The sequence below is a fragment of the uncultured Caballeronia sp. genome (assembly GCF_964243625.1).
In the GTDB taxonomy this organism is placed as follows: Bacteria; Pseudomonadota; Gammaproteobacteria; order Burkholderiales; family Burkholderiaceae; genus Caballeronia.
Window position 1 is genome coordinate 1 of record NZ_CAXTGZ010000123.1, and the last position, 13,699, is coordinate 13,699.

Annotated in this window: 12 protein-coding genes and 2 pseudogenes; 12 read left to right on the plus strand and 2 right to left on the minus strand. The window is 62.9% G+C overall.

The features are described 5' to 3' along the window. The 8 genes and pseudogenes from ACFFAR_RS10970 to ACFFAR_RS11005 form a co-directional block, all read left to right on the plus strand. A pseudogene (locus ACFFAR_RS10970) lies at positions 1 to 615 on the plus strand (hypothetical protein); the annotation flags it as partial. Between the two features lie 31 nt (positions 616 to 646). Further along, positions 647 to 1,918, plus strand: a complete 1,272-nt coding sequence (gene efeB / locus ACFFAR_RS10975; RefSeq protein ID WP_174363682.1) for an iron uptake transporter deferrochelatase/peroxidase subunit — start codon at positions 647 to 649, stop codon at positions 1,916 to 1,918. A gap of 49 nt (positions 1,919 to 1,967) precedes the next feature. After that, entirely contained in the window at positions 1,968 to 2,993 is a 1,026-nt protein-coding gene (locus tag ACFFAR_RS10980) for an iron ABC transporter substrate-binding protein (RefSeq protein ID WP_062003742.1), read from the plus strand. Between the two features lie 4 nt (positions 2,994 to 2,997). Further along, entirely contained in the window at positions 2,998 to 4,653 is a 1,656-nt protein-coding gene (locus tag ACFFAR_RS10985; protein ID WP_174363681.1) for an ABC transporter permease subunit, read from the plus strand. Positions 4,654 to 4,659: 6 nt separating this feature from the next. Next, positions 4,660 to 5,700 carry an ATP-binding cassette domain-containing protein gene (locus ACFFAR_RS10990; RefSeq protein ID WP_174363680.1) on the plus strand — a complete coding sequence of 347 codons (1,041 nt, stop codon included), beginning with the start codon at positions 4,660 to 4,662 and terminating at the stop codon, positions 5,698 to 5,700. A gap of 69 nt (positions 5,701 to 5,769) precedes the next feature. Continuing rightward, positions 5,770 to 6,201, plus strand: a complete 432-nt coding sequence (locus ACFFAR_RS10995; protein WP_062003384.1) for a MarR family winged helix-turn-helix transcriptional regulator — start codon at positions 5,770 to 5,772, stop codon at positions 6,199 to 6,201. Between the two features lie 70 nt (positions 6,202 to 6,271). After that, positions 6,272 to 6,976, plus strand: coding sequence for an SDR family oxidoreductase (locus ACFFAR_RS11000; RefSeq protein ID WP_174363679.1), 705 nt, complete (start codon positions 6,272 to 6,274; stop codon positions 6,974 to 6,976). Between the two features lie 15 nt (positions 6,977 to 6,991). After that, on the plus strand, positions 6,992 to 8,188 hold the full coding sequence (locus ACFFAR_RS11005; protein ID WP_375507882.1) for a thiolase family protein: 1,197 nt from the start codon (positions 6,992 to 6,994) through the stop codon (positions 8,186 to 8,188). 1 nt (position 8,189) lies between these two features. Here the strand turns inward: ACFFAR_RS11005 and ACFFAR_RS11010 are convergent, their stop codons facing one another. Then, positions 8,190 to 9,104 (minus strand): LysR substrate-binding domain-containing protein, encoded by a 915-nt coding sequence (locus ACFFAR_RS11010; RefSeq protein WP_174363979.1) that lies wholly within the window; start codon positions 9,102 to 9,104, stop codon positions 8,190 to 8,192. Between the two features lie 117 nt (positions 9,105 to 9,221). Between ACFFAR_RS11010 and ACFFAR_RS11015 the strand changes: the two genes are divergently transcribed. The 4 genes from ACFFAR_RS11015 to ACFFAR_RS11030 all read left to right on the plus strand — a co-directional run bounded on the left by ACFFAR_RS11015 (position 9,222) and on the right by ACFFAR_RS11030 (position 13,462). Next, a complete protein-coding gene (locus ACFFAR_RS11015) occupies positions 9,222 to 10,043 on the plus strand; it encodes an SDR family NAD(P)-dependent oxidoreductase (protein ID WP_174363980.1) in 822 nt (273 codons plus the stop codon). A 223-nt stretch (positions 10,044 to 10,266) separates the two neighbouring features. Further along, positions 10,267 to 10,800, plus strand: a complete 534-nt coding sequence (locus tag ACFFAR_RS11020) for a hypothetical protein (RefSeq protein WP_174363981.1) — start codon at positions 10,267 to 10,269, stop codon at positions 10,798 to 10,800. Positions 10,801 to 11,131: 331 nt separating this feature from the next. Next, positions 11,132 to 11,647 carry a peptide-methionine (R)-S-oxide reductase MsrB gene (gene msrB / locus ACFFAR_RS11025; RefSeq protein WP_174363982.1) on the plus strand — a complete coding sequence of 172 codons (516 nt, stop codon included), beginning with the start codon at positions 11,132 to 11,134 and terminating at the stop codon, positions 11,645 to 11,647. Positions 11,648 to 11,683: 36 nt separating this feature from the next. Then, positions 11,684 to 13,462, plus strand: a complete 1,779-nt coding sequence (locus tag ACFFAR_RS11030) for a redoxin family protein (protein WP_174363983.1) — start codon at positions 11,684 to 11,686, stop codon at positions 13,460 to 13,462. Positions 13,463 to 13,482: 20 nt separating this feature from the next. Here ACFFAR_RS11030 and ACFFAR_RS11035 read toward each other — a convergent pair. Next, positions 13,483 to 13,699: pseudogene (locus tag ACFFAR_RS11035) on the minus strand (SAM-dependent methyltransferase); the annotation flags it as partial.

Here is a 13,699-nt window from a genome sequence, read left to right on the forward strand (position 1 = left end):
TGGGGCAACATGGCGGTGGTCGACCATGGCGATTCCGCGACCCTCTTCGGGAGCAACGCGGGCTTCGGTGTGGGCGCCGCGGACGGCACGCCGCCGGTCTTCAAGCAGGCGACCATCCTGCGCCTGGACCTGGATATTCCCGAGGGCCGTGCGCCCGTCGTGAAGCAGGAAACCGTGATCGCGAGCGGCTTCGGCGCGCAGGCGGACAAGGGCGTGTTCCTGGTCGGGCCGACGGGACTGGCGTTGTCTCAGGATCAGAAGTTGTTGTACGCGTCGGACGCCATCGGCAACCGTGTAACGGAAATCGATGACCCCATGACGCGCGACACCAGCGCGGGTGTCGGCCGCCAGTTGACCGCCGACGGCTTCCTGCATCGGCCGCTCGCGATGGTGACTGCGCCCAACGGGCACCTGCTGGTCACGAACGCGTTGAACGGCCAGGTGGTCGAGATCGATCCTGCGACGGGCAAGCAACTGTATGCACGCTGGATCGATACCGACAAGGCGCAATCGCCCCCGGGCAACGGCGACTTGTTCGGCATTGCGCTGACGCCGGAAGGCGACGGTTTCTATTACGTCCAGGACGATGTGAACACGCTGGTCCTGGCGAAGTAACACGCAACACGTAACAAGGCAGGGCGACATCATGGCAAACGATCAGGATCCACCACGCAGGCGCTTTCTCAAAGCGGGCGTTGCCGCGGGCGCGGCGCTCGGCGCGGGTTCGGTCGCGCACGCGGCGACCAAGGCGCAGTTCAAGCAACCCGTCGACCCTATGACCGTGGTCGAGCCGTTTTTCGGCGAGCATCAGGCGGGCATCGTGTCACCGCAGCAGAGTCATACGTATGTGGCCGCGCTCGATCTCACGACCGACAAACGCGACGACGTCATCAACCTTCTCAAGCAATGGACCGATGCGGCGGCGCGCATGTCGCGCGGCGAGACGGCGAAACCGCTGCCCACCGACGATCAATCCGCGCCCGATTCCGGCGATATCCTCGGCATCGGCGCGGCGGGTCTGACGGTCACGTTCGGCTTCGGCCCGGGCATGTTCGAGCACGAGGGCAAGGATCGCTATGGCATCGCCAAGCACCGGCCGGCTGCGCTCGTCGATTTGCCGCGCTTCAATGGCGACCAGTTGCTGCCGCAGAAAACCGGAGGCGACATCCTCATTCAAGCCTGCGCGAACGATGCCCAGGTCGCGTTTCATGCAGTGCGTCAGCTCGCGCGCATGGGGTATGGCATGGTCGCGATGCGCTGGGGCCAGGCAGGATTCCTGTCGGGTCCGCGCGGACAGACGCCGCGCAACCTGATGGGCTTCAAGGACGGCACGAACAATCCGTCGACGGCGCAACCCGCGCTGATGAACCAGTTCGTCTGGGCCGACGCGCCCGACGCGCCGTGGATGAACGGCGGCACGTACACGGTCGTGCGGCGTATCCGGATCACCATCGAACACTGGGACCAGATGGAACGCGGTTTCCAGGAACAGGTAATGGGCCGCGAGAAATACAGCGGTGCGCCTATCGGCAAGAAGAACGAGTTCGACGCGCTCGATCTCGACGCCGCCGATAAAGACGGCAACCCTGTGATCCCCGACAACTCGCACGTGCGCTTGTCGAACCAGGCGACGAACAAGGGCGCGCAAATCTTGCGCCGCTCGTATTCGTACAACGACGGCACGGATTTTTATATCGAACGGTGGCCGCCGTGGCGTCAGGAAACCGAGTACGACGCGGGGCTGATCTTTATCGCGCATCAGAGTGATCCGCGCACCGGTTTCATTCCGATCAACGACCGGCTTGCGAAGTTCGACATGATGAATCAGTTCACCACGCACGTAGGCAGCGGCGTGTTCGCGTGTCCGCCGGGTGCGCGGCCGGGGTCGTACATCGGTGCGGGATTGTTCGAAGCTTGACCAGTAGTCGCAGTTGCTCAACGTCAAAAACACAACAGGAAAGAATGCAATGAAGACCACACGCTCCATGCCCGTATTGCGCGCGCTGTGCGGCATCGCGGTGCTGTCCGCCTCGGCTGCCCTGCCGTTGAGTTCGGCTGCAGCCACGCTGACCCTGTACAACGCGCAGCACGAACAGGTCGTGGCATCGCTTGCGAAAGATTTCGAGGCGCAAAGCGGTGTATCGGTGAAGGTCCGCAACGGCGAAGGCCCGGCAATGGCCGCGCAACTCGTTGCCGAAGGCTCGGCTTCTCCCGCCGATGTCTATTTCACCGAGAACTCGCCCGAACTCGTGCTGCTCGGCGAGAAGGGCATGCTGGAAAAGACGGATGCGTCCACGCTCTCGGTGATCCCGGCGCGTTTCAACTCGCCGCAGGGCGACTGGGTCGGCGTGCTCGCGCGTGAGAACGTGCTGGTCTACAACACGAAGAAGGTCGAGGCGGCGCAACTGCCGGCATCGCTGATGGATCTCGCCAAGCCGGAGTGGAAAGGCAAGGTCGGCATTGCGCCAAGCGACGGCGATTTCCTGCCGGTCGTGAGCGCCGTGATTGCAATGAAGGGCGACGACCAGGCGCTGCAATGGCTCAAGGGTCTCAAGAAAAACGCGCAACTCTTCGATGACGACGAAGGTGTGGTCGCGGCCGTGAATCGGGGCGGCGTGGCGACGGGCGTGGTGAACAACTACTACTGGGCGCGCCTGCACACGCAACTCGGCGACAGCGCGACCCGCAGCGCGATCTATCACTTCGGCAACGGCGATGTGGGCGCACTGGTGAACGTATCGGGCGCGGCGGTGTTGAAGTCGAGCAAGAACCAGCAGGTCGCGCAGCAATTCCTCGCGTACCTGGTGAGCGAACGTGCGCAGCAACTGATCGCGAAGGGCAAGATCGCGTATGAATATCCGTTGCATGCTGGCGTCGCGCCTGACCCGATGTTGAAGCCTTTCGACCAGTTGAGCCCGCCGTCGTTGAGCATCGAACAACTCGGCGATGACAGCAAGGCCGCGAAGCTGATGCGTCAGGCCGGCTTGTTGTAAAGGCATGAGCGATGTCGTGAACGCCACAAGCATTCAGGCGTCGCCCCAACCCCGCGGCCGCAAACGCGCGCCGCGGGGTTTGCTCGTGGCGGCAGGGTTGTGCGCGCTGCTCGTGCTGATGCCGCTTGCTTTCACGGTTTATCGTGCCGTGACGTATGGCTGGGACGATGCGCTCGAGTTGATCTTCAGGCCGCTCGTCGGCGAATTGCTGATCAATACGTTGTCCATAACGATCAGCGCGACGCTGGTCTCGGCGGTGGTCGGCACGGCGACGGCGTGGTTTATCGAACGCACGCGTGTGCCGGGGAGGCGCTTCTGGGCTGTGCTGACGGTCGCGCCCCTTGCCATGCCCGCGTTCATCACGAGTTATGCGTGGGTATCGTTGAGCCTGGATTTGCAAGACTTCGCGGGCGCGTTGCTCGTGATATCGACCGCTTATTTTCCGCTGGTTTATTTGCCCGTTGCGGCGGCGCTGCGCGGCATGGACCCGGCGCTCGAAGAAACCGCGCGGTCGCTCGGGTGCGGACGTACCGGCGTGTTCGTTCGCGTGGTATTGCCGCAATTGCGGCCTGCGTTGCTGGGTGGAATGCTGCTTGTCGCGCTCGGCGTGCTTTCAGAATTTGGCGCGTTCACGCTGCTGCGCTTTCGAACCTTTACCACGCAAATCTACGCTGAATACCGTACGAGCTTCGACAGCAGCGGTGCTTCGGTATTTGCTTGCATCCTCATTGCGATGTGCCTGCTTTGCCTCGCGCTGGAAATGCGCGTGCGCGGCGGCGCGCGTTACGAACGCATGGACCGCGGCGTTCGCCGCGCCGCATTGCGCTACGACCTCGGTCACTGGCGATGGATCGTCGCCGCAGGCTTTGCCGCGCTGGCAATCGTGACGCTGGGCGTGCCGATCGGCATGATCGGTTTCTGGCTCACGCAAACCGGCGCAGCCGCGATCACGCCGGCCGAAGTGTCGCCTGCGCTGCTGGTCGAATCCACGTTGTCGTCACTCGGTTACGGTTTTGCCGCGGCAATTGTCACCACGCTCGCATGCGTGCCGCTTGCGTTCCTGCTCGTGCGTTTTCCGAGCCGTGTCGCAACCATGTTCGAGCGCACCGTCTTTCTCGCGCAAGGCTTGCCCAGCCTCGTGGTGGCGCTCGCAATCGTGTCGTTGGCGGTGCATGCGTTGCGCCCGCTCTATCAAAGCGCCACGCTGCTGGTCGTGGCCTACGCCATCTTGTTCCTGCCGCTCGCGCTCGTGAGCGTGCGCGCAGCGTTCACGCAGGCGCAGCCGCGGCTGGAAGAGACCGCTCGCTCGCTTGGGCTCGGCTGGCGCGAAACCGTGCGTCGCGTCGTGTTGCCGCTGGCCGGTCCGGGTCTCGGCGCCGGCGCGACCATGGTTTTCATCTCGGTCGTCACCGAACTCAATTCCACACTGCTCCTGTCGCCCATCGGCACGCGCACGCTCGCAACGCAAGTATGGATCGACACCTCCACGCTCGCGTTTGCCGCCGCGGCCCCATACGCCGCGTTGCTGGTGGGCATTTCGCTGCTGGCATCGGGCACGTTGTTCGCGTTGCTCGGACGCTCCGCCGTCGCGGGCCGAGCAGGCGATATCAAGGCAGGACTTCAAATCAATGTGCAAGCCGGTTCGCCGTCTGACAAATAGAACGATATGAGCGAACTTCGCGTGACCAGCCTCACCAAATCCTTCGATGGACAAGCCGTGCTGCATGGCGTGGATCTGTCGGCGGAACGAGGCACCTTGCTGGCCCTGCTCGGACCTTCGGGCAGCGGCAAAACCACGCTGTTGCGGGTGCTTTGCGGTTTCGAACGCGCCGACGGCGGCACGGTGGAAATCGATGGCGTGCGCGTCGCCGGACCGGGCGTTCATGTGCCGTCGGAAGCACGAAGGATTGGCTACGTGCCGCAGGAAGGCGCGCTGTTCCCGCACCTTTCTGTCGCCGACAACATTGTCTTCGGGTTGCCACGTGCGCAGCGGCGGGCGCGGTATCGAGTCGATGAACTGCTTGCGCTGGTCGGTCTGCCCGCTGCGTATGGCGACCGTGCGCCGCAGGCCTTGTCGGGCGGTCAGCAGCAACGCGTGGCGTTGGCGCGCGCGCTCGCGCCGTCGCCATCGCTCGTGATGCTCGACGAGCCGTTTTCATCGCTCGATGCCGCGCTGCGTATCGAGACGCGCGAAGCCGTGACGGACGCACTCGCGGCGACCGGCGCGACAGCCGTGCTGGTCACGCACGACCAGTCCGAAGCTTTGTCGCTTGGGCGCGAGGTCGCCGTGCTGTGGCGCGGGCGGCTGGTGCAGACGGATACGCCGGAGGCGGTGTACCGGCGGCCGGTATCGCGGGAACTGGCGAGTTTTGTCGGCGATGCGGTGATCGTGCCGGGATCGATTGTTTCCGGCGATCCGATGCACGTGCGCTGCGAATTCGGTACGTTGCCAATCACGCGTCCAGTCGTTGCAAGCGATGTCGACGTAATGATCCGCCCCGAACAAATCCGGATAACGGATCAGGGCGATGTGCACGCGACCGTCGAAAAAGTCGTCTTTTATGGCCACGATGCCAGCGTCATGCTGCGCTCGGACGGCGGTTCACACGGCATGCAGATCCGCGTGGCGGGGTATTCGTATCCGCGTGTGGGCGAGCGGGTGGGGTTGTCCGTGGAAGGCGATGTGATGGCTTATCCGCGCACCTGATGACGCGCGTCAAAACATCGAATTGGTGCCAGCTTGACAAAGTGCATATGCACAAACTACTCTGTCCGTATGACTTCCCCTGAATTGTCCTATCTCGACTGCAATTGTTTCGCCATCCGCCAGGCGGCGCGCTTCGTCTCGCAGCTTTACGAGCGCCACGTCGGGCAGGCAGGCGTGACGGCCGCGCAGTACACGCTCCTCGCCGCCATTCACCGGCGGCCAGGGACGACCATGGCCGAACTCGCTGATGCAATGGTGATGGAGCGCACCACGCTGGTTCGCGCGCTGAAGCCTTTGCAACGCGATGGTCTGGTCACGGCCGACCAGCAAGACGCCGGCACGCGCGCCGTGGCGCTGAATCTCACCGAAGGCGGTAAAAAAACGCTTGGCGAAGCCGCTTTGCGCTGGCACGAGGCGCAAAAGGAATTCGAAGAGAAATTCGGCCGGGACCGCGCGAGAGAGTTGAGGAAGTCATTGCTGGAACTCACATCGATGGAATGAAGCGAAGGCCTGGCATATCGCCGGGCATTTTTTCAACTTTTTTAGTGCATATACACTTTATGGAGCTGACATGGAAATCAAAGGCAAGGTAGTTCTGGTTACAGGCGCGAATCGCGGCTTAGGCGAGCAGTTCGCAAAGGCGCTGCTGGTAGCAGGTGCGTCCAAGGTCTACGCAACGGCGCGCGATAAATCCGCCATCAAGATTCCCGGCGTGGAAGCCGTCCAGCTCGACGTGACGAACGCGCAAAGCATCGCCGCCGCGGCCGACCGGCTGACCGACGTGCAGATCGTCATCAACAATGCGGGCGCGATCATCGGCGGTTCGCTGCTGGACGCGGGTTCCATCGATGCCGCCCGCTCATTGTTCGAAACCAATGTGATCGGCCCACTCGCCGTCACGCAGGCGTTCGCGCCGGCCTTGAAGCGCAACGGCGGCGGCGCGGTGGTCAATATCCTGTCGGTGCTGAGCTGGCTGACTATCGATGGAACGGGTGCCTATAGCGCGTCCAAATCGGCCGTATGGGCGATCACGAACGGCCTGCGGACCGAACTGCGCGGCCAGGGCACGCTGGTGGTCGGCGTGCACCCGGCTTTTATCGATACCGACATGACCGCCGGCATCAATGCACCCAAAACCACGCCGCAAGAAGTCGTGCGCCAAGTGCTGGAAGGCATCGAGCAGGGCAAGGAGGAGATTCTCGTCGATGACGTCGGCCGCAACGTGAAGGGATCGCTGTCTTCCGCAACGCCTGCCTACCTGACGCCCGCCCACTAAAACGGGAGAACCACCATGAGTACGCAAAGCCAGTCACGCGAGATCGTGTTGTGCGCGCCGGTCAGAACGGCGATCGGCGCGTTCAACGGCACGCTGAAAGGCACGAGCGCGGCCGACCTCGGCGCAGCCGTGATCCGGGAGACGCTGCGACGGTCGGGCGTCGCGCCGGAGAAGGTCGATTCAGTCACGTTCGGCAACGTGATCCAGGCGGGAAATCGCATGAATCCCGCGCGACAGGCGGCGGTGAATGGTGGTTTGCCGGTTTCCGTTCCCGCGCTGACCGTGAACCGAGTATGCGGATCGGGCGCGCAGGCGGTGGTATCGGCGGCGAACGAAATCAGCGCGGGATTCGTGCAGCTCGCGGTGGCAGGCGGCATGGAGAACATGGACCGCGCGCCGTACTTGCTCGATAACGGTCGGTTCGGGTTTCGCATGGGCAACGCGGAAATCCACGACAGCATGCTGCGCGACGGTCTGGACGACGCCTTTTCGGGCAAGCATTCCGGCTGGCACACGGAAGACCTCGTGACGCAGATGGACATCACGCGCGAGGCGCAGGACCGCTTTGCCGAGCGTTCGCAACAGCGGTTCACATCGGCTGAAGCGAAGGGGTTTTTCAAAGCGGAGATCGTCGGGCTGGACGTGAAGGCGGGCAAGCAAACTGTCTTCTTCGATACCGACGAACAACCGCGCCCCGACACCACCCTAGCGACACTTTCGAAGCTCCGCCCCGCATTTCGTCCGGACGGCACGATCACAGCGGGTAACGCGCCAGGCCTTAACAGCGGCGCGGCGGCCATGCTTGTGGCGGACCGTGCGTTTGCGGATCGCAATGGGATCGCGGCATCGGTGCGGCTCGTGGCTTATGGCATCGCGGCAGTCGAACCCGGCATGTTCGGACTCGGACCAGTGCCGGCCGTGCAGCAGGCACTGGATCGCGCGGGCTGGAAGCTGGGCGACCTCGAGCGCATCGAGATCAACGAGGCGTTCGCTGCCGTGCCCATTGCGGTTGCGCGCACGCTCGGTCTGCCCGATGACATCGTGAATCCGGAAGGCGGCGCGATCGCCCATGGACACGCGATCGGCGCGACGGGCGCGGTGCTGGTCACGCGCCTAGTCCACGCGATGAAACGCGACGGCCTCAGGCGCGCAATGGTGACCTTGTGTATTGGCGGCGGGCAGGGCATTGCACTGGCGCTTGAAAGCCTTTGATCTAGGCGCGTGCCGGCGCTGGATTGAACTCGCGGATGATATCGATAAATGCGCGCAATCCCGCCGGCACATGCCGATGCCCCGGGTAATACAAACACAAGCTCGGACCCGGCGGCGACCAGTCTTCCAGCACGCGTACAAGGCGGCCTGAAGCGATGTCTTTCCCCACCGCCCATTCGCTCAGCCACGCGAGGCCGGCGCCGTTCAGCGCGGCGTCGCGCATCAGGTGATGGTTATCGAGCGTGAGAGCGCCTTTGACATCGATCTGGATACGCTCGCCGCGCTTCTCGAAATCCCATTTGTACACGCCGCCGCTCGAATAACGCGCGCGGATGCATTCGTGCGCGAGCAGGTCGTCGGGCACTTTGGGGCGGCGTTTCTTCGTCTTCGTGAAGTATTCGGGCGATGCCACCACGGCAAAGCGCACCGGCCGGCTGCACGGCACCGCGATCATGTCCTGGGGCACCATGTCGAGCACACGGACACCGGCATCGAAACCTTCCGCGACGATATCGACCAGCCGTCCCTCGGTCACGATATCCAGTTTCATATCCGGATACCGAGCGAGAAACGCGTAGGCGACGGGCTGCATCAGCTCCAGCGCCGCACCTTCCGATGCATTGATGCGCAGCGTTCCCGCCGGCGTTTCGCGATGCAGGTTTGCGTCTTCCATGGCCGCCGAGATTTCGCGCAGCGCCGGGGTGACGCGTGCGAGAAACTGCTCGCCCGCCTCGGTGAGCGAGACGCTGCGCGTGGTCCGATGAAACAGCCGCACGCCCATGCGCTGCTCCAGCGCCGCGACCGCGTGGCTCAACGCCGATGGCGACATGCCAAGTTCCGCCGCCGCGCCACGAAAACTTCGATGCCCGGCGACCGCCGTCACTGCGCTCAACTCGGTCAGGCCGGTTCGGCTCATTTGGAACTCATTGTGCTGTTTGCTGCATCAACCCGTGCAGCGCTGTGCGTATTGTCTCACTGATCACCGGACCTTATTGTGATCGCATCTTTTCATCCACTGAGGGAATTCGCGATCATGAGCAAGACCGTTTTGATTACCGGGGCATCGTCGGGCATTGGCCGGGCGAGTGTGGGCTTGTTTGCCGCAAAGGGCTGGAACGTCATCGCGACGATGCGCCGGCCCGACGCGGCGCTTGCCGCCGATAACGTCCTCGTCACGCGCCTCGATGTCCAGGATACCGGCAGCATTCACGCTGCAGTCGATGCGGGCATCGCGCGGTTCGGGGGGATCGACGCGCTCGTCAACAACGCGGGATACGGGCAGTACGGTTTGTTCGAAGCGCTGTCGCGCGAAGACATCCAGACGCAGTTCGACGTCAACGTGTTCGGCGTCATGGACGTCACACGCGCGGTGCTGCCGCATTTCCGGGCGCGCAAAAGCGGAGTGATCGTAAACGTCAGTTCGGGTGCGGGCATTTTCACCTTGCCCATGATCTCGCTCTATTGCGCCAGCAAATTCGCGCTGGAAGGATTTTCGGAGGCGTTGTCGTATGAACTTGGGTCGCAGGGAATCGGCGTGAAGCTCGTGATCCCGCACGGCGGTGTGACCAGCACGAACTTCAACGCTCGCTCGCTGGAAAGCCATGTGCAGGAAGAAAAGCCTGGCAGTTACGATGGTTTTGTCGAACGCACGGCGGCGGCTTTTGGCGCGCTGGCCGCGGCGAGCACCATTCGCGCGGACGATGTCGCGGCGCTCATCCACGAGGCCGCAACCGATGGCACGGACCGGCTGCGTTATCTCATCGGCGATGATTCGCGTGGTTTTGTAAAAGCGCGCCGCACCCTGCCGGATCAGGATTACATTGACTTCATGCGAGCGAAGTTTCCCTCGGTTTAAGGGTTTTCACGCAACGGACCACGAGTCGACGCGCGAAGAAAAGCGGTCCAGCACGCGAAACAGGCCAGAAATGCGAAGACTTGGCGGATTTCGGCGATAGTCTTTCGCACGGGCCTAATGCACCGACAGTATGGTGAAAGCTCGTTTGACCGCGCCCGTCCGGCTGTCCGGCTGGCGCGGTCTGGCCGGGTAAGGCCGATCCTGTTTCCGGAGTGCATGAGCTATGAGAGTTTCCCTGTTTGCCGGCGTTGCCATGTTGTGCGTGGGCGCAAGCGCGTTCGCCCAGCAGCCGCCCGCGTTTCCGATGCGCAGTCAAAATTCGGCGCAAGTGAGTATCGATAACGCCATGTGCTATGGCTACGCCAACCAGCACACGGGCGTGAACATGGCGAAGGTGTCACAAGTGCCGATCAAACCGCAGGCGACCAAGCCTGGCGCCGTGAAGCAGGTCGCGGTGGCGGCGCCGTTGCCATCGGCGATGGCTTCCGGGGCTTCCGCGGTTTACCCGGCATCCGCTACGGGCAAGGCGTCGGCTTCGGCTTCAGCTTCAGCTTCAGCGCCGGTGATGGCGTCCGGATCGGCATCGGCATCGGCCGCCAGACCGGGCGTCGCCTCCGATGCACGCGCCGTCGCGAACGCAAGTTCTTCATCCACCGATGCCCCCATGCCCGCGCTGCCTCCGCCCGAGCCGCCCATGGTCCAGTATTGGCGCGCATATAGCGAATGCATGACCGAGCGCGGTTACATGGTCAAGTGACCGCTCAACGTCTTTAACTGCTTGTTCATTGCGCCCGGTTCCGGGCGCAATTCATTTCTGCTCCCGCCCTGCACGACACATCGCCGAATCAGGCGTAACGCTATATTTAATAAAATATAACGTGGCGATTGATAATTTCGATCGTTGCAATGTAACCGTCCGCGCCTTGACGACGAATTAGCTAACAGAAGCATCTGAACGCGGGCTGTTTTCAAGTCAAATACATTTCCACGCGGTCAGGGATTAAACGCGCTTCAGATGTGTTTGCGTATTTATCCGCATGTCAAACGTTGTATTTGCTCAAGCAGCGAGTCTTGTCAAGGAGCACACCATGACCACCAGACGCCGTTTTTTATTCGCGAGCAGCACGTTGGCGGCAGCCGCTTTCGCCGCGTTCAGGCAACGCGATGTCCCGGGCGTGAGTCCGGCTTTGGCGGCCGGCGCGAACGAGACCTTCGAGGTCGTTCATACCGATGATCAGTGGCGCAGTACGCTGACATCGGCGCAATACAACGTGTTGCGGCACGAAGGCACGGAGCGGCCCTATAGCAGTCCGCTCAACGCGGAGCATCGCAATGGCGTGTTCTCGTGCGCGGGATGCCAGCTCGATGCATTTTCGTCGCGCACGAAATTCGAAAGCCACACCGGCTGGCCGAGCTTCTGGGCGCCGCTCGATCATGCGGTCGCCACGCACGAGGACCTGTCGTTCGGGGTGTCGCGCACTGAAGTTCATTGCCGGCGATGCGGCAGCCATCTCGGTCATGTCTTCGATGACGGCCCCAAACCCACCGGCCTTCGATACTGCATGAACGGCCTGGCGATGAACTTCAAACCGAGTGTCGCCTGAGCGCCGCACAGTCCTAATTTTCGAGATCCTTAGCCCATGTTGCTTATCATCCTGGCTTACCTTGGCGGCGCGCTCACTATCCTGAGTCCGTGCATCTTGCCTGTCCTGCCTTTCGTTTTTTCTCGCGCGGACCAGCCGTTCGTGCGCAGCGGATTGCCGTTGCTTGCCGGCATGGCGCTTACTTTTGCAGCCGTGGCGACGCTCGCGGCCGTCGGCGGCGGCTGGGTCACACAAGCGAACCAGTATGGCCGTTGGCTCGCGGTCGCGTTGCTCGGTATCTTCGGCCTGACGCTGCTGCTGCCGAGTTTTGCGGAACGCGTGATGCGCCCGTTCGTGAGCGCAGGCAACCGTCTCACGCAATTCGCGCAGGCGGACGGACAGCAGGTCAGCGCAGGTTCATCGTTTTTGCTGGGCATCGCGACGGGATTGTTGTGGGCGCCTTGCGCCGGCCCCATCCTCGGTCTCGTTCTGACGGGCGCCGCGCTGCGCGGCGCGAGCGTCGGCACGACCTTGCTGCTTGCGGCGTATGCGGCGGGCGCGGCGACATCGCTTGCGGTGGCGTTGCTGATCGGCGGACGCGTGTTTGCAGCCATGAAACGGTCGCTGGGCGCAGGCGAGTGGATCCGGCGCGGCATTGGCGCTGCTATGTTGCTCGGCGTTGTTGCGATATCGCTCGGACTCGATACTGGCGTGCTCGCGCGGGTTTCGACCGTTGCGACGGGTGGGCTGGAGCAAAAGCTGGTCGAACGGTTTTCGCCGGCTTCAACGCCAGCGCCGGCAAGCGCGCCAAGCACAGCCGATACGGCCAACCCGCCCGCAATGATGCGCGCCACCTTCGACACCCCACTACCAGTCGAAGGCCAGTTGCCGCCGCTATCCGGCGCGGTCCAATGGCTCAATTCGGCGCCGTTGAGCGCGGAGGATCTGCGCGGCAAGGTCGTGCTCGTCGACTTCTGGACGTACTCGTGCATCAACTGCCTGCGTTCCCTGCCGTATGTGAAAGCGTGGTCGCAGAAGTATCGTGACAAGGGGCTCGTCGTGATCGGTGTGCATGCGCCCGAGTTCGCGTTCGAACGCAATATCGATAACGTCAAACGTTCCGTGCATGACCTGGGTATCGATTATCCGGTGGCTATCGATAACAACTACGCGATCTGGCGTGCGTTTGGCAACCAGTACTGGCCGGCGCATTATTTTATCGATGCAAAGGGACAAGTTCGCTTTCATCACTTCGGCGAGGGCGATTATGCGCACTCCGAAGAAGTGATCCAGCAGTTGCTCAAGGAAGCCGGCCATAACGACGTCGGCCCGGCCATTACCGACACGGACGCCAAAGGCGTGCAGCAATCCGCCGATAACGCCGACATGCGGTCACCGGAAACCTACGTTGGTTATGAGCGAGCGGAAAACTTCGCGGGGAACGGCGGCGAGGCGCACGACAAGGTCCACACGTACGCGGCGCCCGGCGAGCTTTCGTTGAATGACTGGGGACTCGCCGGCGCATGGAAAGTGGGCGCGCAAGAGGCTTCGCTCGCGCAATCGAACGGGACGATCGTGTATCGGTTCCACGCGCGGGACTTGCATCTCGTGCTTGGGCCGGGCAAGGACGGCAAGCCCGTCAGGTTCCGTGTATCGATAGACGGCGCCGCTCCCGGCGACGCCCACGGCACCGACGTCGCCGCGAACGGCACGGGCACGGTAACCGAGCAGCGCCTGTATCAGCTCGTGCGGCAACCGGGCGATGTGAAGGACCGGACGTTCAGCATCGAATTCCTCGACGCCGGCGTGCAGGCTTATGCGTTCACGTTTGGCTGAGGCTGCTGCGTTGCGGCAGTTCAGTTGTCGTTAAGCCGGTAGATCAGCAGGCGGCCCTTGTAAGCGGCCGTTTCTTGGAAGGCGACGCGATCGAGGCGTTCCTCGCGCATCCGGAAGCCGCGGTCGCCCATCTGCCGGTTGAACGCGGCGCGGTTGCCGCGGTCAGGGTCCACGATCCAGACTTCGGCGCAAGGCAACGCATGCAAGCCGATAAACGCCGCAAGCGTCGCGTTGGCA